The 23,729-nt window shown below is 66.1% G+C and carries 5 protein-coding genes; 2 read left to right on the top strand and 3 right to left on the bottom strand.

What is annotated here, in order from left to right:
* Positions 1 to 94 precede the first annotated feature (94 nt).
* The gene (locus ACKN61_RS12625; RefSeq protein WP_408949833.1) at positions 95 to 5,263 is read right to left on the bottom strand and encodes a PAS domain-containing protein; all 5,169 of its coding nucleotides are present in this window, start codon (positions 5,261 to 5,263) and stop codon (positions 95 to 97) included.
* 52 nt (positions 5,264 to 5,315) lie between these two features.
* The gene (locus ACKN61_RS12620) at positions 5,316 to 6,509 is read right to left on the bottom strand and encodes an EAL domain-containing protein (RefSeq protein WP_408949832.1); all 1,194 of its coding nucleotides are present in this window, start codon (positions 6,507 to 6,509) and stop codon (positions 5,316 to 5,318) included.
* Positions 6,510 to 6,653: 144 nt separating this feature from the next.
* Between ACKN61_RS12620 and ACKN61_RS12615 the strand changes: the two genes are divergently transcribed.
* Positions 6,654 to 6,992, top strand: a complete 339-nt coding sequence (locus ACKN61_RS12615; RefSeq protein ID WP_408949831.1) for an Hpt domain-containing protein — start codon at positions 6,654 to 6,656, stop codon at positions 6,990 to 6,992.
* 752 nt (positions 6,993 to 7,744) lie between these two features.
* Entirely contained in the window at positions 7,745 to 21,352 is a 13,608-nt protein-coding gene (locus ACKN61_RS12610) for an autotransporter-associated beta strand repeat-containing protein (protein WP_408953732.1), read from the top strand.
* A 346-nt stretch (positions 21,353 to 21,698) separates the two neighbouring features.
* On the opposite strand, the gene ACKN61_RS12605 is transcribed toward ACKN61_RS12610, so the two are convergent.
* Positions 21,699 to 23,444, bottom strand: a complete 1,746-nt coding sequence (locus ACKN61_RS12605; RefSeq protein ID WP_408953731.1) for an XVIPCD domain-containing protein — start codon at positions 23,442 to 23,444, stop codon at positions 21,699 to 21,701.
* Positions 23,445 to 23,729 lie beyond the last annotated feature (285 nt).

Here is a 23,729-nt window from a genome sequence, read left to right as displayed (position 1 = left end):
TGCAGATCGCCCAGCGGCGGCCGTCTCGCATTGCACTAGCGTGTTCCGTCCCGACCCGGCTCATGAGCGCATCGGTTCATCGAACCGCGAGGGTTCAATGCGGCCGTATCCACCTGGCCAATACCGCCAGCAGCCGGTCGGGGTCGATCGGCTTGGTCACGAAATCGTTCATGCCGGCCTCGAAGCAGCGCTCGCGGTCTTCCTGCATGGCATTGGCGGTCATCGCCACGATGGGCGTCGCCGGCTTCGGTATCAGCCGCCGGATCTCGCGCGTGGCGGTGATGCCGTCCATGACCGGCATCTGCATGTCCATCAGGATGAGGTCGTAGCGGCAGGCCTGCACCATCCTCAAGGCCGCTGCGCCGTCGCCGGCCACATCGACGGTCAGGCCGGCATCGCCCAGGATGCCGCGTGCGACCTCCTGGTTGAACTCGTTGTCCTCCGCGACCAACACCCGCGCGCCCTTGAAGGCCTCGACGTCCCTCGGGTCCATGGCTTGCGGCGATGTCTGCGTGCGAGCTGCCCCGAGCATTCCCGCCAAAGCATCCAGCAGGTCCGAGGCTTCGATGGGCTTGGTCAGGATATGGATCCCGTCTTCAAGCGCACGTTGGATGCAATCGTCCCGCTCCCGGGGGATCGCGAACGCCACGTGCTGCCGGTGCCCCCCGACCAGCGACCCGATTCGCTCTGCGACGGCGAACCCGTCGAGCCCCGGCGTATCCAGGTCGAGCACGACCGCATCGAACGGCCGCTCGGATTCGACCGATTCCCAGAATGCGTCGACGACGTCGCCGGCATCGGCGGAGGCGACGATGAAGCCCAGTCCGGTCAGCGCGACGCACAGGCCGTCGGGTTTCCGGCCGGGGGGTTCCGCCACCAGGATGCGGCTTCCGCGCAGGTCCGGGTTCAAGCTGTCCGCACGCGCCTGCAGTTGGCTCGTACCCACCGTTGCGGTGAACCAGAACGTGCTGCCGCGGCCCGGCTCGCTGTCGACGCCGACTTCGCCGCCCATCATCTGCGCCAGGTTCTTGCAGATGGCCAGCCCCAGTCCCGTCCCGCCATAACGACGTGTCGTGGAACTGTCGCCTTGCTGGAAGGCTTCGAAAATCCGCGCGATCTGTTCGCGACCGAGCCCGACGCCGGTGTCCTGCACGGCAAAGCGGAGCACCAGCCCCTGGGCGCGGCGTTCGAGCACCTTTACCGACACGCGAACCCCGCCTTGCTCGGTGAACTTGATCGCATTGCTCGCGTAGTTGATCAGCACCTGTCCAAGACGCAACTTGTCGCCGACCAGGTCGTGAGGCGTGTCCGGAGCGACATCGAAGGCGAGCGACAGCCCCTTGGCGGCCGCTCTTTCCCCGACCACGTTGGCCACGTCGTCGATCAGTTGCGACAGGGTGAAACGGGAATGCTCGATCGACAGCTTGCCGGCCTCGACCTTGGAGATGTCGAGGATGTCGTTGATGACGCTGAGCAAGTGCTGGCCGGCGCGCTGGATCTTGCCGAGGTAGTCGCGTTGCTGCGGGTCGGCGCTGCCCTTGAGCGCCAGATGCGACATGCCGAGGATGGCGTTCATCGGCGTACGGATTTCATGGCTCATGTTCGCGAGGAACTCGGACTTGGCCTTGCTCGCCTTTTCGGCATACGCCTTGGCCTGCTCCAGTTCGCGTTTCGCCTCGACGACTTCGGTGACGTCCTGGCAGACGCCGTACAACTCGGGAGGCCGATCGAGCTTGTCGCGGACGACGACGCCCAGGTTGTGCAGCCAGACGATGCGGCCATCGCAGGGGCGTCGGTACGGATAAGTGGCGTCGTAGACCGGGATATCCCCGGCGCAGGCCTGAGCGAATTTTTCCGCGGTGGCCGCGGCGATCTCCGGGGAAACCGCTTCGATGCAGGCGCGCCATGCAGCCAGACTGTAGCGCCATTGCGGATTCGGCAGGTCGCCGAACAGCGCCGCGGTACGTTCCGAGCTGGTGTAATGGTCGGAGCCGTCGAGGGTAACGACCCAATGGCCCGCACGGGTAAGCGAAAGCGCCTGATCCAGGCGGGCTTCGGTCAGCAGCAGCGCCTCTTCGGAGGTCTTGCGCTCGCTGATGTCGTAGTTGACGCCGACCATGCGCAGCGGGTTGCCATCGGCGTCGCGCGACGTCCTGCCGGTCGCATAGAGGTGGTGCACCGAGCCGTCCGGCCAGATCACGCGAAACTCTTCGCTGTATTCTCGCTCGCCCCGGAATGCCGCATCCAGAGCGCGTTCCAAGCGCTCCGCATCCGCCGGATGCAAGGCCTTGCGCCAGGATTCGATACCGCTGAAGTCCTCGCTGCGAATGCCGTAAAGACGGAACATGGCGTCGTCCCAGGTCAGTTCGTCCTCGGCGAGATTCCAGTCCCAGATGCCGATGTCCGCGGCCCGGGTGGCGATCTGCAAGCGTTCGGTCATCACCGCCAGCTCATCCGTGCGTTCTGCGACCAGTTCTTCCAGGTGATCGCGGTGACGGCGCAACTCTTCCTCGGCGAGCTTGCGCTCGGTGATGTCGTAGTTGACGCCGACCATGCGCAGCGGGTTGCCCTCCGCGTCCCGCGAGGTCCGGCCATAAGCCTGCAGAAAGCGCAGCGAGCCGTCCGGCCGCACGATGCGAAATTCCCCTTTGTATTCGCTTTCGCCGCGCAGCGCCGCCTGGACGGCGTGCTCCATCCGCTCCGCGTCCTCCGGGTGCAGCATCTGCTGCCAGGCGTCGTAGCCCGCCTTGAAGTCTGCGCGATCGACACCGTAAAGCCGGTACATGGCGTCGTCATAGACCATCTCGTTGCGCGCGACGTCCCAATCCCAGATGCCGATGCCCGCGGCCTGCGTGGCCACCTGCAAACGTTCGGAGACCCGATGCAACTCGCGTTCGGCCTCCTTGCGCGGGGTCAGGTCCAGGCCGAAAACGATGGTTTTACCGGGCACCCCGACGAAGTCCCAGAGCATGCTCTTGACCGAGCCGTCCTTGCAGGTCACCCGGGTTTCGAAGGGTTCCGGAGCGCTGGTCTGGCCCCTCCATCTATCCTCGATCTGTTGGCGGTAGACAGGATCCGGGTAGGCGCGGACGCCCCATCCGGCCATGTCCGAAATGTCGTCGCGGGTATAACCGAAAAATTCGACGAATTTGGGATTGACGTATTCCGCGACCCGCTCCGGACCGGCGAGCACCGCGATGGCCAGCGGCGAGACATCCGAGAACAGCTTGAACTGCGCCTGGCTCTTGCGCAGTTCCGCCTCGCTGCGCTTGCGTTCGGTGATGTCGTTGAAGATCGCAATCGACAGGCTGCCATAGCGCGCCCCTGCGATCTCCGCGGTAACCACGCGACCGTCCTTGCAGGTGATGTCGTATTCGCCGCGATGGATCTCGCCGTCGGGGCCGCTGGCGCCGGCGGCGTTCCAGCGTTCGATCACGCTTTTGCGGTACTCGGGGTCCGGGTAGGCGCGCTCGAACCATTGCTCCGCGGTGGCGATTTCCTCGGGCGCATAGCCGAACAGTTCCAACGCCTTCGGGTTCCAGAATTCGATCACGCCCTCATCGTTGACCCAGGAAATCGGCAGCGGCGCGATCGACAGCAGGCTTCGCAGCCTCTCTTCGGCCGAGCGGATCTCGGCGAAAGATTCCTCCAGCCGTTTCGCCATGTGATTGAAACTATCCGAGAGCGTCTCAAGCTCCTCGAGGCGGCTGTCGGGCACCCGTTGGGACAAGTCGCCGCGGGCCATGGCGCGTGCGGAATTGGAGATGTCGCGCAGAGGCTTGGTGACCAGCGTGGCCAGAAAGGCGGCCATCAGCACGGTCACGATCAGCGCCACGGTGAACACCATGGCGGCGCGGCTGTTGCCCTCCTGGATGATGCCGAGGAAGTCCGATTCGGGCAGCGCCGTGACCAGCCACCAAGCCGGGCCGCTCGCTTGGCTGTCGCCTGCCTGGCTGCGGTAAGGGGTGATTCGGCCGAGCCAGGCTTCGCCGCCGAACGGCTGCATTCCGGAGATCGCGAATCGGAACGACGCCGGCGTCTGCTTCGCCGCGATGCCGCCAGGTTCCTCGCGCAGGCTCCGCACCGCCGTCGCCACCACCGACGGGGAGTTGTCGAATTTCCCAACCGGCGGGCCTTGCCGCTCCGACGATGCCACCACCCGGCCATCGCGATCGACGATGAAAGCGCGCCCGGACCTCGCGATATCCGTCCGGCGCAGCAATTCGTCCAGCGAGGCCGGCTCCAGCGCCGCGTCGAACCCGGGAACCGCGAGCGCGTCGTCCAATCGCAGGCGAACGGTGTTCGCGGCTTCGGCCTGCAGTCGCTCGGCTAGCTGGGTCGCCGAGGTCGCGCCGCTGCGCAGCGAAAGAAAGGCCACCAGACCCACCATGATCAAGACCAGGGCAATGAAGGGCACGGCCACAAGGATCCGGATCGGCAGCCCTTGATGAGCGTATTGCGTCCCCGGGTTCAAGTTGCCTTGGCCGCTCTCCCACACCCATTCCTTGCGGCCCAGCCGGCGTTCGCGCACCCGTCCGGGAATATCGGCCCAGTACAGCCCGAGCCGGCGCGCCAGCGGCAGCGCGCCCAGCATCAGCGGCGGTACCAGGATCCAGGTGAAGACAAGCGTGAGGAACAGGGCAGGGGTGATCTTGTAGTAGGAATCCTGTGCAGAAAACACCCCCGACAGCGGTCCGCAGGCGAACCCCCACAGCGGAGGGATGAATGCCATGAAGATCGCGACGAACAACGCATACCAGCCCCAGGTGCGCAGCTTGCGGAAGTCTGGGTCCTTGCCGATGAACTGGTAGCCGATCCAGCAGTAGGCCTCGGTCATCGGAAAGCATTCGATCCAACGCCAGACGACGTCCGGCGATACGCCTTCGATCATGTCCGAGAGAACATAGGCGACCACCGCGCCGATCAGGGCCGGATATCCGAACAACACGATGCAGACGAAGACCATCGCGTCCTTCAGCGATTCCAGCGTCTGCGCGCCTTCCACCAGTACGATGGACGAGCCGAGATAGCCGGCCCCCATCACCAGCACGATGGTCAAGGCCACACTCAGCAGCGCCTTCGTGTCCCAGCCGATGCGCTCCGTGCCCAGGCCCCAGCGCCCGTTCGGGCGCAGGGTGAATCCGCCGTAGGCGCAGAAAACCAAGACCAGCCCCAGCACGTAGGCGAACCGCCCCCAGGTCTCCAGGAACAGCAGCGGAAACGCTGCGTAGATATCGTTGGCCCAATCGATCATCGCGTGCATGCTGGGATCGTCCGGATCGGGTAGGGGCAGGACCGTTCGCTAAGGCATTGCGTCAGTTCGTTGCGGATGCCGACCGGATCAGCTCGTCCAGGCTCATCGGGCGGCCATAGAAATAGCCCTGGCCCAGGTGGCATCCGAGTTCGAGCGCCAGGCGGGCTTCGGTCTCGGTTTCCACGCCCTCGGCGGTGACCGTCAGGTCGAGTCGCCTGCCCAGGTCGATCGCGGACTGGAACAGGACCCGCCCATGCTCGCTGAGCGGAGCCGCACCGACGAAACTGCGGTCGATCTTCAGTTCAGTGCTGGGCAGTTGCATCAGGAATTGCATCGTCGCCGCACCGGTTCCATAGTCGTCGATGGCGACCTTGAAGCCTTGCAGGCGCGAGCGGATCAGCGCCTCCAGCACGTGCGCGGGCTTGTCCATGAGATGCGTTTCGGTCACTTCCAGCGTGTAGCTTTGCGCTCGATCGCCAGCGCCGGCCACCACTGCGGACATCTGGTCGATGATCGAAAGGTTATGCAGGTTGTGCATCGAGACGTTGAAGGCGAGGTTGATGTCGACACCCGCCCGCAGCAGGCTGCCGCGATCGCCGACCGCACGCCGCAGAACGGCGAGGGTTAGCGCGTCGATGAGGTCCGCGTTCTCGGCGGCGCGTATCACGTCGGGCGCCGCGACCCGGCCCAGGTCCGGATCCTGCCAGCGCAACAGCGCTTCGGCGCCGACGATCGCGCCCCGTGCCAGCTCCACCTTGGGCTGATACGCCAATTGCAGGGCGGTGCCGGCGATGCCTTTGCGGATCGCATCGTGGGTCAGCACGGCCGGGGACGCGCTCGCCGCCGGCTGCGGTGCCGCCGGGCGATATAGCCGCAACACCGCCATCAGCGCATCGTGGTCCACGGGTTTCGGCAGAACGCCGAGGATGGTCAGCCCCTTGGCCTCGGCGAACTGTCGGCTGACGTCCAGCACACGCGGGTCCTCGCCGCTCAGCAAGACCACCGCTGGAAGGGCGGCGAGCGAGGCTAGCCGGCTCATCAGGCGGATGCCGTCCATGCCCGGCATGTTGAGGTCGCAGATCATCAACTCGAAAGGATGATCGGCCAGTCGTTCGAGAGCGGCCGAGCCGTCGTGCGCGGTTTCGAACGACTCGAAACCGGCGTCTTCAAGCAGCGCCGAAATGATGGCCAGCATCACGGGGTCGTCGTCGACGACCAGCGTCCTCAATCCGAGCGGGCAGGGTGAACTGGACACTCAGGCCACTATCTCATGGACACTCGTAGCGAGTTGTCCTAAAAGGCTAACAGACGCGAAGCGATCGAGGGGACGATCGGCTTGCATGCGGTGAATCGTTGATGTGAAGGGGAAGCTTCGGTGAGAACCTCTGACTTCGAGTCGTTGAATCGTCTGTTCCGGGGCGACGCCGGCCGGGTTCGGCAAGTGCTGGGCATCTTCGCGACGAGTACCCGCCAGGACCTCGAACGCCTCGACACGGCCTATGCGAGCCAGGACTGGAGCACGGTGGGATCGCTGGCGCATAAGATGAAATCCGGATGCCAGCAGCTCGGCGAGGCGGCTGCAGCCAGGGGGCTGGCCGCGATCGAGCTTGGCGTCCACGGCGAGGCTGGCGGCCGTGCCATCGCCGAAGAATTCGCGGCCACACGGCTTGAACTCGACGCGGTGATGATGCGCGTCGCCGCTTATCTGGACAACGAGGACGAGGCAGGCGGGAAGTAGGCGATAGCCCGTCGTTGGCGCGCATCCCGATCGCCGCCGATCGCCGCCCATCCTCTGCGCTCGCGCCCGGCTGCCGGCATCCGGGCTCGACCGGAATCTCGTTTTCGTGGATGCGGTCACGGATAGCGGGCATCTGTGCGAACGTTCCGACTATTCGCAATCCCAGCCCGACCCCGATCGGGTTAGGCGAGTGATGCGCGTGTTCGATACACGATGTTGCGGCGAGTCTGGGACGAACCAGCACTATCTGCAGTCGCCAGCGCGGAAGTTTCGCTATCCGATGCTCACCGAAACTAACGCCGACTCACCGCCAGACAACGCCGTGTGCGAAGCCGACCCGAGAAACGCCGCGGTTTTCCGCATCTTGTGTCCCAAGTGCGGCGCGACACGCCGAATCCGCTTGCGACTTCGCTATTTTCGGGTGTAGATATCTCGCTGACATCCGTCGATAGCGCTTGGCCTGGCAGGGGAGGCTCGCGCCGTTACGATGCCGTGCATCGTGCCTGTCTGTGCCGCTTACCCCGATCTCAAGCCGCTGTCTCGTCCGTTTCGCGAAGGCTTCCTCCAGCGCATCGACGTATCTGGTCATACCCAGTCGCACTTGGCCGTACTTGGCCGCACTTCGCCGACTTGCTGCACGCAGCCGTGCCTGCTTCATCCAGCCATCGACTTAGCCGTATCTGAAAGACGGTCACCGACGTAGCCGACGGCGCCTCGTCCGTCACGCGTTCGCGAGTCACTCGGAGAACAACATGAACCGCATCTTCCGCATCCTCTGGTCGCAGGCGCTGAACGCGTGGGTGGTCGTTTCGGAACTCGCCACGAGCCGTGGCAAGAGCGGGGGAGGGCTCGACAAGCGCGGGCGTGCGCAGGTGTTGATGCTGGACCGCGATCAGGTCGGAGGCTCGCCGCCCGTACGGAGTTGGCCCTTGCAGTTGGCCGTGTTCGCGGCGTTGCTGTCGCTGTATGCGCCGGCGCAAGCCGCGAATCGGTTCTGGGACGTCAACGGCACCGCGGTGGGGCGCGGCGGCACCGGTATCTGGAACACCACCAGTCCGTTCTGGAGCCCCAATGGCGATGGCGTGAGCGGGCCTTACAGCGCCTGGAACAATGCCGCGCTGGACGACGCCTTCTTCGGCGGCACCGCCGGCGCGGTGACCTTGGGTGTGCCGATCAGCGTGCACAACCTAACCTTCGAGACCGATGGTTACACGATCACCGGCAATACCCTGACCCTGGGCGGGGTCACACCCACCATCACCACCAATGCCGGCGTCAATGCCTCGATCAGCTCGGTCGTCGCCGGCAGCGCGGGCCTGACCAAGGCCGGTACCGGCGGGCTGTCGCTCACCGGCGTCAATACCTTCAGCGGAACCATCAACGTCAACGCCGGCACCTTGACGGTCAACGGCGATGCCTCGCTCGGCAATGCCGGCAACGGCATCGTGATGGCCAACGGTTCGGCGTTGAGCTCCGTCGCCGCGCTGAGCGCCAGCCGCGTGGTGACGCTCACCAGTGGCTCGATCGCCATTCGCAACGCCGGCGTCGGCGCGGTGCGCTACACGGGTGCCGGCGGGCTCAACGTGGGGAACGGTATTGCGTTGACCAATAATGCCAATGACTACACCGGGCAAACGGTTGTCGGCGTCAATGCCACTTTTTCCTTCAGTTCCATCGCGAATGTAGGAGGTGGGGCCAGTGCCCTGGGTGCGCCGACGACCATGGCCAATGGCACGATCGTTCTGAATCCTTCGGACTCCGGCATTAACGCGGTCTATACCGGCAGCGGCTCCAGCTCCGATCGTAATTGGCAGGTGTTCTCACGTTTTTTTGGCAGTAGCGGCATCACCAACTCGGGCACCGGCACCCTCACGCTGACCGGCAACATCTTCGGCCAGTACCAGAACGGAACCTTCTCGGCGCGCGGCACCTTCTTCAGCGCGCAAAGCGCGGACCTGGTGTTGTCGGGCGTCATCAGCGGCGGCCAACCTGTTTTCACTTTGAATGGCGGAGGTACGAACCGCACGATCACGCTGGGCGGGGCCAATACCTACACCGCCACCACCACCAACATCAGCAATGTGACGGTTTCGGCGAGCACGCTGGCCAATACCGGCGTCGCCAGTTCGCTTGGCACGAGCGGTGCTGTCGGCATCACCAATGGCGTGCTGAGCTATACCGGTGCCGGTGCCAGCAGCAACCGTGCTTGGGGGCTCAACAACGGCACGATCAACAGCGACGGCACCGGTGCGTTGTCGCTCAGCGGTACCCTGGGGCTCACCAACACCGGCACGCTGGGCGGCAGCTTCGTCGGTGCCGACAACCTCTTCTCGGGCGTCATTTCCGGTGCCGGCGGCCTGGCCAAGAGCGGCGCCTCCACCTGGGTGGTCAACGGCATCAACACCTACACCGGCAACACCACCGTCAACGGCGGTATCTTGCGCGCAGGCAGCACGACGGCCTTCGGCGCTACCAACGGCGCCGTGGTCAACGGCGGCACGCTGGACCTCAACGATCTCAACTTCACGCTGCCCTCGTTGGCAGGTACCGGCGGCATCGTCGACCTGGGGTCGGGCACGCTGATCCTCAATGCGCTTGCAGCGACCAACACCAGCTATGCCGGCAACATCACCGGCAGCGGCGGCCTCACCAAGGAGGGCGCCAGCACCCAGACTCTGACCGGAACCAACACCTACACCGGCACGACTACGGTCAACGGCGGCACGCTGCGGCTGGACTTCGCCGGGGCAGGCGGGCCCGCCAGCAACATCATCTCCAGCGCCTCGACCCTGACCATGGGCGGCGGCACGCTCAATGCGGTCGGCGCCGCCGGCGAGGCCAATACCCAGACCTTCAACGGTTTGAACGTCGTCGCCGGCAACAACACCATCGGTGCGACCTCCGGCGCCGGCGGCAGTATGACCGTCAACCTCGGCGCCATCACCCGCACCGGCGGACTGATCAACTTCAATTTACCCGGCAGCGGCAACATCACCACCACCAACACCCTCCTGGGCGGTTGGGCCACGGTCAACGGCACCGACTACGCCAAGGTGGTCGGCGGCAACATCCTCGCTTTTACCGATGCCGATTACACCGACAAGGACGACGCATCGACCTGGTTGACCGGCGAATTCATTTCCGACAGCGATGCCGATGCCGACAGCTTCTTCGGCACGGTCGGCAGCAATACTCAGCTCGGGGGCTTGCAATTCACCACCCCCGACGCGACCACCACCGTTACCGTAGCCGCCGGCCAGACGCTGGGCATCGATGGAACCATCATCGTCGCGCCGTCGGTCGGCGCCAATAACCAGACGATCACCGGCGGCTCGCTTACCGGCATGGCCGGCGGCGGCACGCTCGGCATCCAGCAGAACGGCACCGGCAACTTCACCATCGCCTCGCAGATCGTCGACAACGGCGGCAGCATCGGCTTCACCAAGGCCGGCACCGGGCTGGTCACGCTCAGCAATGCCAGCAACAACTACACAGGCGGCACCAGCGTGTCGCAGGGGATACTCTCGGTCAACAGCATCGCTAATGGCGGTGCTGCGAGCAGCATCGGCGCTTCGTCCGCGGCCTCGTCCAACCTGGTATTGGAAGGCAGCACGCTGCGTTATACCGGCGGCACGACGAGCAGCGACCGCGGCTTCACTCTCGCCAAGTCCGGCGCGATCCTGGGCGGCGGCATCGAAGTTACCAATGCCGCGGCCAACCTGAGCTTCAGTGGCCAAGTCACCAGCGCCGACGGCGCCAACTTCACCAAGACCGGTCCCGGCACCTTGACCCTCAGCAACGCCGGCAACGATTACACCGGCATCACCCGCGTCGACGGCGGCACCTTGTCGGTCACCACGTTGGCCAACGGCGGGCTGGTCAGCAGCATCGGCGCTTCCAGCAACGCCTCGGGCAATCTCGTCCTCAACAGCGGCACGCTCCAGTACACCGGAGGGACGACCAGCACCGACCGCGGCTTCACTGTCGGTAACCTCGCCGCGGGCGGCGGCAGCGGCGGCATCAACGTCAGTAATGCCGCGACCACCCTGACCGTGAGCGGCACGGCGGTGGGCGACGACGGTTTGCGTAAGGAAGGTCCAGGCTCCCTGGTGTTGTCCGGCACCAATACTTATACGGGCGGTACCGCGGTCAATGCCGGCACCCTGCGGGCGGGGTCGACCCAGGCCTTCGGCCACATCAACAACAATCTGAGCGTGGCGAGCGGCGCCACGGCGGATCTCAACGGGTTCAACACCTCGATCGGGGCGCTCCTTGGCAGCGGCAACGTGACCCTGGGCTCGGCCACGCTGACATCCACCACCGCCAACGGAACGTTCAGCGGGGTCATCAGTGGCAGCGGCGGCTTCACTCGGGGCGGTGGATTCTCCGTCAGCCAGATCATGTCCGGTTGCAACAATACGTACACCGGCGTCACCAACATCAACGGCGGCATCATCACCGTGGACTGCCTGGCCAACGGCAGCCTCGCCAGCGGTATTGGCGCATCCTCCAGCGCGTCGTCCAATCTGCTGTTCAATACCGGCATCCTCAGATATACCGGCGGCAGCGTCAGCATCGACCGCGGATTCACCTCGCAGAGCGGTGTAGCCGCTATCGAGGTGACTAATGCGGCCACCACCCTGGGGTTCAGCGGAACGGTCTTGGGCGGAGCAGGCGTGCGTAAGGACGGTCCCGGCACGCTGGTGCTGTCCGGCAACAACACCTATTCGGGCGGCACCCATGTCACCGGCGGCATTCTGCGCGCCGGTTCGGCCACGGCCTTCGGCACCGGCCAACTCGACATGAACAACACCGCCGGCGCCACGCTGGATCTCAATGGCTTCAACGCTGCGTTCGCCTGGATCGCCGGCGGCGGCACCACCGGCGGCAACATCAACCTGGGCGCACAGACACTGACGATCGGCACGGGCAACGGCAACATCACCAGTGGCGTCGTCTACGCCGGCAACATCAGCGGCACCGGTAACCTGGTCAAGAACGGCGCGCAGTACCAGCGTCTTTCCGGCTGCAACAGCACCTATACCGGCACTACGACCATCAATGGCGGGGTCTTGTCGGTCGACTGCCTGGCCAACGGCGGCAGCAACAGTGCGATCGGCGCCAGCAGCGCCGCCGCCGGCAATCTCGTCATCGGCGGCGGCGCCGCGTTGAGTTACACCGGTCCGAGCCAAAGCAGCGATCGGTTGTTCACGGTAGGTGTCGGCGGCGGCACGCTGGATGCCTCGGGCACGGGTGCGTTGAACCTGACCAACACCGGCGCCATCGCGTTGTCGGGCACCAATACAGCGCGCACCTTCACGCTCTCCGGCACCAACACCGGCGACAACACGCTGGCGGCGCAACTGGACAACAACGGCACCGGCGTCAGCTCGCTGACCAAGACCGGCACCGGCACCTGGATCCTGACCAACAACAACAGCAGTTATACCGGCGTCACCACCATCAGCGGCGGTGTGCTCGGCGTCAGCCAACTGGCCAACGGCGGTGCGGCCAGCGGCATCGGTGCTTCCTCGAGTGCGGCGTCGAACCTGGTGATCGGCAACGGCTCCACCTTGCGCTACACCGGCGCGGGCGACAGCACCGACCGCCTGTTTACCCTGGCGTCGGGCGTGACCTTCATCGAGTCGTCGGGCACCGGCGCAGTCGATTTCACCAACACCGGCACGATCGGGCTGGCGAATCCCAACGTGGCGCGCACCATCGCGCTCGGCGGCACCAACACCGGCAACAACACCCTGGCCGGCATCATCGGCAACGCCGGCACCGGCATCACCACGCTGGCCAAGAACGACAGCGGCACCTGGGCGCTGACCGGCAACAACACCTACACCGGCAACACCGTCGTCAACAACGGCAACCTGATGATCGGTAACGGCGGCACGTCGGGCAATCTGGGCACCGGCAACGTGATCGTCGACTCGCCGACCTCCACGCTGTCGATGAACCGCAGCGACACGGTCGTCTTCAACGCCATCATGAGCGGCCCCGGTACCTTCGCCCAGGTCGGCACGGGCACCACCACGCTGACCGCGAACAACAGCATCGGCGCCACCACCGTCAGTGCCGGCACCTTGGACGTCAACGGCATCCTCAACACCTCGACGCTCGCGATGAGCGGTACTTCCACCCTGAACGTGGACGGCACCGTACAAGCCGCCGGCGCCGCACCGACGCTGCTCAGCGGCGATGTCGGCGCCAGCACGATCAACGTCAACAGCGGTGGAATCCTGCGCGGCAACGGCGATCTCGGCGATGGCGGCGATGCGGTCAACGTGAGCGGCACGCTCGATACAGGCGCAGCGGTGCTGAACCTCGGCGCCGGCGACGACACCCTGACCTTGAACGACGGTGCGGCGATCGTCGGCGCGGGCATTGACGCCGGCGCCGGTAGCGCCGATAACCTGGCGATCAACAATGCGTTGCCGTTGAGCTTCGGCGGCACCGGCTTCGCCGGTTTCGAGCGCCTGACCAAACAGAACACCGGCGTGCTGACCCTCACCGGCAGCCAAAGCTACAGCGCCGGCACCGCGATCGACGGCGGCACCGTGGATGTGGACGGCACCCTCGACACCTCCGCCGTGTCGATGGCCGACGGAACTACTTTGAACATCGACGGCAGCGTGCAGGCCGCCGGCCCGGCGCCGACGGCGCTCACCGGCAGCGCCGGCGTCAACACGATCCTGGTCAATGCCGGCGCGAGTCTGAGCGCCAACGGCGACCTTGGCGACGGCAGCGACACGCTGACCTTGGCCGGCGCCTTGAACACCGGTGCCGCCGCGCTGAGTCTGGGCGCCGGCAGCGATACGCTGACCTTGAACGACGGCGCGACGATCGGCGGCATCGGCGTCGACGGCGGCAGCGGCGCCAACGACCAATTGGTGCTCGACAATGCTTCGCCCCTGAGCTTCGACGGCGCCACCACCGCCGGTTTCGAAAGCCTGCTCAAGCAGAACACCGGTATCGCCACGATGACCGGCAGCCAGAGCTTCAGCGCCGGCACCACCATCGCCGGCGGCGTGCTCGACGTCGACGGCAGCCTGACCACGCCGACCATCGCCTTGGCCGACGACACCGCCCTGAGCGTCGACGGCAGTGTGCAGGCGGGCGTCGGCACTGCGGCGACGATCACCGGCAGCGCCGGAGTCAATTCAGTGTTCGTGGGAGCAGGCGCCAGCTTGCTGGCGAGCGGCGACCTGGGCGACGGCGCCGATGTCGTCGACGTGGCCGGCACCCTCGACACCGGCGGCGGCACCTTCGCGCTCGGTGCCGGCGACGACACTCTGACCATCCACGACGGCACTACGATCACCGGCACGATCTCCGCCGGCATCGGCAACGACACCTTCAATACCGACATCGCCACCAGCGCCGATCTCGGCGCGGTGCAGGGCTTCGAGACACTGAGCAAGACCGGCGTCGGCACGCTCAACATCAACGGCCCGGCGAGTTCGGACTTCACCACCATCGACGTCGCGGCCGGCACCTTGAACGTGACGCCGAGCGGCAGCGTGGTCCCGGCGCCGGGCAATACCCTGACCACAACCGTGGCCACTGGCGCGACGCTCAACGTCGACGGCAGTTACGGTTGCGGCGCCGACAACGACAGCATGACGATCTCCGGCACGGTGTCGGGCAGCGGCACCATCGACTTGTGCGGCGGCGACGACACTTTGACCCTCAAAGACGGCTCGCTGCTCAGCGCTGCGATCAGCGGCGGCACCGGCACCGGCGACAACGTGGTGCTCGACAACCTCAATGCGATGATCTTCGATGCCGGCAACACGGCCAACTTCGAGTTGCTGCAGAAGAACAACGTCGGCGAGGCGACTCTAGTCGGAACCCAGAGCTTCAGCGGCGGCACCACCGTCGATGGCGGCGCCCTTCGGGTGGCCGGCGCCCTGGAGACGCCGACCTTGAGCCTGGCCGACGGCACCGCACTCAACGTCGACGGCAGCGTGCAGGCGGGCGTCGGCACGGCGGTGGCGATCACCGGCAGCACCGGTACCAACACGGTGACCGTGAGCGCCGGCGGCAGCCTGCTGGCGAATGGCGACCTGGGCGACGGCAGCGACCTGCTCGATGTTGCGGGCACCCTCGACACTGGCTTCGGCAGTTTCGATCTCGGCGCCGGCGACGACACCCTGACCATCCACGATGGCACCAACATCATCGGCACGGTCATAGCCGGGGCCGGCAACGACACCTTCAACACCGATATCGCGACCAGCGCCAACCTCGGCGCGGTGCAGGGCTTCGAGACCCTGAGCAAGACCGGTGTGGGCACGCTCAACGTCAACGGCCCGGCGAGCTCGGACTTCACCACCGTCAACGTGGTGGCCGGCAGCTTGAACGTGACCGCCGCCGGTAGCGTGATCGCGGCGCCGGGCAACACCTTGACCACCACCGTGGCCAGCGGCGCAACGCTGAACGTGGACGGCAGCTACAGCGGCGGCGCACTGGCCGACAGCTTCACCGTGTCGGGTACGGTCAGCGGCAGCGGCACGATCGGCCTGGCGGGCGGCGACGATACGCTCATGCTCAACGACGGTGCGGTGTTGAACAACGTCATCGACGGCGGCGGTCATGGGGCCGGCGATACGGTGGTGTTGAACAACGCCGCCGCGCTGAGTTTCGATGGCGGCGATACGGTCAACTTCGAATTCCTGCGTAAGGACAATGTCGGCGAAGCGACCCTGACCGGGGCGCAGAGCTTCAGCGGCGGTACCACCCTAAACGGCGGCACCTTGAGCGTGGCCGGCGCCCTGGAAACGCCGACCGTGGCCTTGGCCGACGGCACCGTGCTCAATGTCGGCGGCAGCCTGCAAGCGGCAGGCGGCACCACCGCGACGCTGACCGGCAGCGCCGGCGTCAACACCGTCAACGTGGCCGCCGGTGCGAGCCTGCTCGCCAGCGGCGATCTGGGCGACGGCAGCGATCTGCTCGACGTGTCCGGCACCTTGGACACCGGTGCGGGCATTCTCGACCTGGGCGCCGGCGACGACAGCCTGACCATCCACGACGGCACCGATATCGTCGGCACGGTCGCGGGCGGGGTCGGCATCGACAATGTCAACGCCAACATCGCGCTGAGCGCCGACCTGGGAGCGGTGCAAGGCTTCGAGACCCTGAGCAAGACCGGTGTGGGCACGCTCAACGTCAACGGCCCGGCGAGTTCGGACTTCATCACGGTCGACGTGCTGGCCGGCACCTTGAACGTCGCCGCGACGGGCGCCGTGGTCGCGCAGAACACCACGATCGCCAGCGGCACCACCTTGCAAGTGGACGGCAGCTATAGCGGCACCTCCGGCAGCGACAGCTTCATCGTGGCTGGCTCGGTAGCCGGTGCCGGCACCCTCGATCTGCTCGACGGCGACGACAGCTTCACCATCCAGGACGGCGCCGACCTGTCGGGCCTGAGCAACGCGGTCGACGGCGGCGCGGGCACCGACACCTTCATCGCCGATCTCGCCGGCAGCGCGACCTTGGGCGGTGCAATCAACTTCGAGACCCTGACCAAGACCAACACCGGCACCTTGAACGTCGACGGCCCGGCGGCATCGGCCTTCACCACCGTCAACGTCAACGGCGGCACCCTCGACATCGGCGCTGCCGGCAGCATCGACGGTGCAGTGACCACCACGGTGGCCGGCGGCGCCATCTTGAACGTCGACGGCACCTATACCGGCTCGGCCGGCGCCGACACCATGAACGTGTCCGGCACGGTCGCCGGCAGCGGCACGATCGACCTGGCGGCGGGCGACGACACGCTCACGCTCAACGACGGCGCGCTGCTCAACAACGTCATCGACGGCGGCGGTCACGGCACCGGCGATACGGTGGTGCTCAACAACGCCGGTGCGCTGAGCTTCGATGCCGGCAATACGGTCAACTTCGAATTCCTGCAGAAGGACAACGCCGGCACCGCGACCCTGACCGGCACGCAGAGCTTCAGCGGCGGTACCACCCTCAACGGCGGCACCTTGAGCGTGGCCGGCGCTCTGGAAACGCCGACCGTGGCCTTGGCCGACGGCACCGCGCTGAACGTCGGCGGCAGCCTGCAGGCGGCAGGCGGCACCACGGCAACGCTGACCGGCAGCGCCGGCGCCAACACCGTCAACGTGGCCGCCGGTGCGAGCTTGCTCGCCACCGGCGATCTGGGCGACGGCAGCGATATCCTGGATGTGAGCGGTACGCTCGACACGCAGGGTGGCGTCTTCGACCTGGGCGCCGGCGACGACACCCTGACCATCCACGACGGCACCAACCTCATCGGCACGGTCGCGGCCGGGGTCGGCAACGACACCTTCAACACCGACATCGCGACCCTCGCCAACCTCGGCGCAGTGCAAGGCTTCGAGACCCTGAGCAAGACCGGCATCGGCACGCTCAACATCAACGGCCCGGCGAGTTCGGACTTCACCACCGTCAACGTCGCGGCGGGCACCTTGAACGTGACCGCGGGCGGCAGCGTGGCCGCGCAGACCACCACGGTCGCCGCCGGCAGCACCTTGCAAATGGACGGCAGCTATAGCGGCACCACCGGTAACGACAGCTTCACCGTGGCCGGTACGGTGGCCGGCGCCGGCACCCTCGATCTGCTCGACGGCGACGACAGCTTCACCATCCAGGATGGCGCCGACCTGTCGGGCCTGAGCAACGCGATCGACGGCGGCGCGGGCATCGATACCTTCGTGGCCGATCTCGCCGGCAACGCGACCCTCGGCGGTGCGATCAACTTCGAGACCCTGACCAAGACCAACACCGGCACCTTGAACATCGACGGCCCGGCGGCATCGGCCTTCACCACCGTCAACGTCAACGGCGGCACCCTGGACATCGGCGCTGCCGGCAGCATCGACGGTGCGGTCACCAGCACGGTCGCCAGCGGCGCCACCTTGAACGCCGACGGCAGTTACACCGGCTCGGCCGGCGCCGACACGATGAACGTGTCCGGCACGGTCGCCGGCAGCGGCACCATCGGCCTGGCGGCAGGCGACGACACGCTCACGCTCAACGACGGCGCACTGCTCAACAACGTCATCGACGGCGGCGGTCACGGTGCCGGCGATACGGTGCTGCTCAACAACGCAGGCGCGCTGAGCTTCGACGCCGGCAATACGGTCAACTTCGAGTTCCTGCAGAAGGACAACGTCGGCACCGCGACCCTGACCGGCACGCAGAGCTTCAGCGGCGGCACCACGCTCAACGGCGGCGAACTGGCGGTCGGCGGCACGCTGAGCACACCGACGGTGGCGATGAACGACGACACCACGTTGACCGTCGACGGCAGTCTGGACGCAGGGGCGGGCATTGCCGCCGCGATCACCGGCAGCGCCGGCATCAACACGGTGACCATCAACGGTTCGGCTTTGGCCGACGGCGATTTGGGCGCGGGCGAGGACGTGCTCGATGTGGTCGGTACGCTCGACATGGTCGGCGGCACCTTTGCGCTGGGCGACGGCGACGACAGCTTCATCGTCCACGACGGCACCACCGTACTCGGCACCATCGACGGCGGCGCCGGCCTGGACACGCGCGTCTACGACATCAACCTGAGCGCCAACCTGGGCTCGCTGGCCAGCTTCGAAGGCGTGACCAAGACCGGCACAGGCGTGCTCAACGTCACCGGCCCGGGCGCGACCGATCTGCAGGAGGTCAGCGTGCTCGACGGCGTCTTGAACATCGGTCCGGCCGGCAGCGTGGTGGCGACCGCAGGCAGTTCGCTGACGACGGTGGTCGCGACCGGCGCCACCTTGAACGTCGACGGCAGCTTCGGCTGCGGCGCCGACAACGACAGCATGACGGTGTCCGGCACCGTCTCGGGCAGCGGCAGCATCGACCTGTGCGGCGGCGAAGACACCCTGACCTTGGGCGACGGGGCGGTGCTCAACGCGACCGTCAGCGGTGGCAGCCACGGCAGCGGCGACACGGTGGTGCTCGACAACGCCAATGCTTTCGCTTTCGATGCGAGCCGTACCACCAATTTCGAGTTCCTGCAGAAGGACAACGCCGGCGAAGCCACGCTGACCGGCACCCAGAGCTTCAGCGGCGGCACCGCCCTCAACGGCGGCATTCTGAGCGTGGCCGGAACTCTGCAAACGCCGACCTTGGCGATGGCCGACGGCACCACGCTCGCGATCGACGGCCGCGTGCAAGGCATGGCCGCAGGCCAGACCGTGTTGACCGGCAGCGCCGGCGTCAACACCGTCGAAGTGGCCGCTGGCGCGAGCCTGCTCGCTTCCGGCGACCTCGGCGACGGCGACGATGTGTTCGACCTGGCCGGCACGCTCGACACCGGCAGCGGCATCTTCGCACTCGGCAGCGGCGACGATCGCTTCATCGTCCACGAAACCACCGCAGCCCAGGGCACGGTCGAAGGCGGTCTGGGCAACGACACGCTCGAGGCCAATATCGGCGCCGGCTTCAACGTGCCGCTCGGCAGCATGCTCGGCTTCGAATCGCTGGCCAAGTCCGGCGCCGGTGCGCTGCAGATCAACGGGCCGTCGGCATTCATCGACGTCGAGGTGATCGGCGGCCTGCTCGAAGTCACCGCCGCCGGCAGCGTGTCCGCGCAGAACACTACAGTGGCCGCCAGCGCGACCCTGAAGGCCGCCGGCCTCTACAGCGGCACCGCCGGCAACGACAGCTTCGCATCGTCGGGCACGGTGATCGGCAACTTCGAATTCGGCGCCGGCAACGACAGCGCCGATTTCCGCGGCGGCGAGCTCAGCGGGCTGACCCGCTTCGACGGCGGCGCCGGCGGCGAGGATCGGGTGAACTTCCACGGCATGACCCTGGACCAGAGCGACGTAGGCGCGCTGTCCAACTGGGAGCGCGTCGACCTGCTCACCGGCACCCACCTGACCTTGAACGCACCGCTGAACCTGGCCGGCGGTTTGCTGTCGATCGACGGCACCTCGGAATTGATTGCAATGAGCGGCGCCAACCTGACCGGCAGCGTGGCCAATTCGGGTGTGATCACGGTCGGCGGCGCCCGCTTCGGCATCAGCGGCAACTACACCGGTGGCGGCGCGCTGGCACTGACGGTATCGCCGGGCAACCAGACCTCGGGCGGTCTGGACATCGGCGGCGACGTCGCCGGCACCACCGCGGTGACCTTCCTCGGCGACGGTAGCGAAACCCCGCAGCAGCCGGCGTCGATCCGGGTGATCTCGGCCCCGAACGACAACGCGGCGACCGCGGGCAGCTTCACCGCGGCCGGCGCGAGCGACGGCGTGGTGCGCTTGAACGGCAGCGTGTTCCCGTGGACGTTCGACCGCCAGGGCGACGGCTGGTATCTGAACACCGAAGCCAGCGACATCCTGCCAGAAATCGGCGGCTACGCCGTGCTGCCGGACATCGGCCTGGCCGATATCCAGAGCAGCAACCGGCTATTGTTCGAACGCATGAGCGGCGTACGCGGCGACACGCCACGTTGCGGCGCGGAGGAGGAGGGCGCACGGCGCGCTTATACGTCGTTGCGCGGCGACTGCCATGGCTTCTGGGTGGCGGCGAGCGGCAGCGAGCTGGAAATGGGCGCCAACCCGGGCTTCGCTTTCAGCGGCGACACGCTCGGCCTGTACGTTGGCATAGACGTGCTGTTGCAGGACCGCGAGACGCGCAGCTTCCGCGGTGGCGTGTTCCTGGGCTACCAACACGGCAACTACTGGGCCGACGGCGCCAATTCGACCGATCTGCAGGGCATCGGCCAGGCCCATGTGCGCGTGGATACGCCGATGGTCGGCATGTACGGCAGCGTCAGCTGGCAAGGCGGGACGTATCTGGACATGACCCTGGTCGGGCAACGGCCGGAGGCCCGCGTCGCGGTGGCCGACGGTTTCAACCAAGACATCGGCGGCAGCAGCGTGACCGCAAGCGCACAGTTCGGCCATCGCTTCTCACTGAGCAACGGTTGGACCGTCGAGCCGCAGTTGCAGCTCAGCGCCAGTGCGATGCAGTGGCAGGACCAGCGCGATGCGAGCGGCAAGCAACTGGTGATGGACGACGACCTGCTGGGCACGGTGCGCGCCGCGGTGCGTGCCGAGAAGCGTTTCGAGACGGCCGGCGGCGCACGCATCCGCCCGTGGGCGACGCTCGGCCTGCAGGACACCTTGGGCGAGAAGGACGATGCCTTGCTGGTGGTGCCGATCGGCTCCGGCACGCAGCCGCAGGCGTTCCCGAACCACGAACTGGGCCTGATGGCGACCGTCGACGTCGGCGTGGAAGCCGAGTTGAACGAATCGGTCAGCCTGTTCGGCGTGCTGTCCTACGGAGAAAGCCTGGAGGGCAGCGACGTCAAGCAGCGTCAGGCTAACCTGGGCGTGCGGATTCGCTGGTGAGGGCAGGGGCGGTGCATGCCTGAGGCTTGCACCGCCCGATGACGGCCCGGCCCGGCGGATGATCGAAAGACGGGCACCGGACTCGTTCGCGATGCGTTGACCGAAGGGTTTCTCGGCAAGTGCCTGGGCGCATGGGTCGAGCCTATCGGTCAGGACCTGCAAGGCTTGTCCGTACCGCACGGTGCCGACGGCGTGCCTGGTCTGACGGAGGCGCTCAAGGCTCATAAGGCGCAGAGCAAGAAGTAGAAGTTCGATCGATGCAACGCGCGGAAACGCTCGGCCATGGCTGGGCGTTTCCGTGTCGAGCCCGCTCTGTCCGTGACGGAAGCGTGTGTGAATCGGACGATCAATGCGGGGGCAGATGGCGTTCGTGCGGCGTTTGCAATGTTGCGCCCATGGCATGCGCCGCGTCGGGTGGTGTGATCGCGGCCAGTTCCGCCAGCGATCGTTCCAGCGGCATGGCGCTGGCGACACGTTGATCGACCTGCACGTACTGATTAGCGGGATCGTTCGGTATGCCGCCCCGGATAGCGAACAGATACTCGTTGTGCTCGGACGCGACGACATGATCGATGCGTCCCAGATCGGACTTCTGCGCCTCATATGCCAGCCCGGCGGCGAGGCGCTGCAAGGTTTCCGGCGCACGGCCGCGAAGCTCCGGGTCGGAGTGAGTTTGCAGCGCGTGCAAGGCTTGCAGGTACAGCGAATGCTGCGATTGCGGGGTACTGGAAGATGTTTGTGGCGGGTCGGGTGGCTGCGTCAGGTTGAATTCTCGGTCGATGCGCGGAATTTTCGGACTGCCCTGGCTTGGCCCAGGCGATTCGTCGTCGAACTCGCGTTTGCCGAGCGCGCTGCCGGTACTCGGCCCAACTTCGTCGCTGAGCAGCGAGGCGATCCAAAGATCCAAGAGTTCGGGCGATTGCGGCACGGGCGGCAGCGGCGGAGATCCGGGAGGCGTGCTGAACGGGACCGGCGCTTGACCATCCGGAATCCACTTGGCAGACATCCTCGTCTCGAGCAGTGAGCTGCCACTGAGGTCGACAGCATCGCTGCTGGTGGCATATTCGTCGCCCAAACGCTGCTCGGACATGCCCAGCGATAAGGGGTCGTAAAACAATGGCCTGGGCTCGGGTTGGCCAGGAGCGGGCAGCGTTGCGGTTTCTACCGGGTCGGTCGCCGGCGCCGGCACGGATGCATCGCTGAAGATCGGAATGCCGGTGGGGCTGAGATCTACCCCGCTGGCCCAAAGGGTCGCGGTATCGAGATGGAGCGCAGACAGCCGCACCTGGATTTGCGAGGAGGCGGTTTGATGGATTTCCGCGATCGCCATGGCCGCGTAGTAGTGCCGATAGTCGCAGTTACCCGACGGGCCCAGGCGCGAGCGCTCCGGCGGAGCGTCGAAGTAGCACTCCGATATCCTGGCGATGGCTTCGGTGCTGGCCGGCATGCTCCGGTCGGAGTTCAGAACCGCCTGGATCTCCGGCTTGAAATCGTAACCCAGGCTACCGGCACTGGACTGGAAGTAAAGGTCTTTCCGACCTGGAACCGACACAACGATGTCGTTGGCGTCGGGCACGTCCTTGCCGCCGTTCTTCTTGAGGACGTCCAAATGCGCATTCCAGCCCGCGATCTCCGAATACGCTTCGTCCTCGCGCATTGCTTGCACATAGAACCCGACCACGTCGGTGTAGTCGTAAGTACTGTCTGTCGCAAATATGTTTGCGATTTCGATATCGCGGCCGACACGCGCATGAAGCTCGGCGGACCTGAGGCAATGTTCGAGTTCATGGCCCACGATCCAAGCCGCTGCGGTGCCGCCCTCGGCAGGAGACTTCGACAGGGCCTCGCGACTTAGCGATATCACCCCGTTCGTATAGGTATAAAGTCCGCCTAATGCCGATGTCTCCGGCAACAGGACGATCGAGGTCAGCCCACCCTCGGCCATGGCCCTGCGCAACTGACTTCGCAGATGCGGAGAGTCGGCGAACAGCTGTTTCAGATTGGCGTACTCGATGGTGTCGGCGTCGATATCGTTGACACTGTCGAGCAATGCGCTGACGTCCTGCTCGGTTTCGTTTTCGGGCTCGTGCACGGGGCGCTCCACTGATCGACGCTCTAGGGGATACGTGCGGCGGCATTTCGACAGGACGCGCCAGACCGTCGGCAAGCGTGTCGACAGTCACAAATTGCGTAGATTGCGGGCGTGCTCGCAGCAGCGAGAGCCGGGCGGTCCAATCTCGATGGTCCCGCAGCGGTCGAGCAAGCTCATCGGGTCTTGGTTTGGGCAGTGCCTGGGCGATCTCGGACAGAAAATTCGCCGGGACCAGCGAGGCGACCAGGGCCGGGCCCAGTGCTGACTGCCTAGGGGCCGCCAGAA

It is taken from the genome of Lysobacter sp. Hz25, from assembly GCF_046097045.1.
Taxonomy (GTDB): domain Bacteria; phylum Pseudomonadota; class Gammaproteobacteria; order Xanthomonadales; family Xanthomonadaceae; genus Lysobacter; species Lysobacter antibioticus_B.
This window is presented reverse-complemented; position numbering and strand designations above follow the sequence as displayed.

Excerpts from the sequence above, each read along its gene's own strand:
- ACKN61_RS12610 (WP_408953732.1), top strand. The coding sequence starts at position 7,745 with ATGAACCGCATCTTCCGCATCCTCTGGTCGCAGGCGCTGAACGCGTGG.
- ACKN61_RS12625 (WP_408949833.1), bottom strand. The coding sequence starts at position 5,263 with ATGCACGCGATGATCGATTGGGCCAACGATATCTACGCAGCGTTTCCG.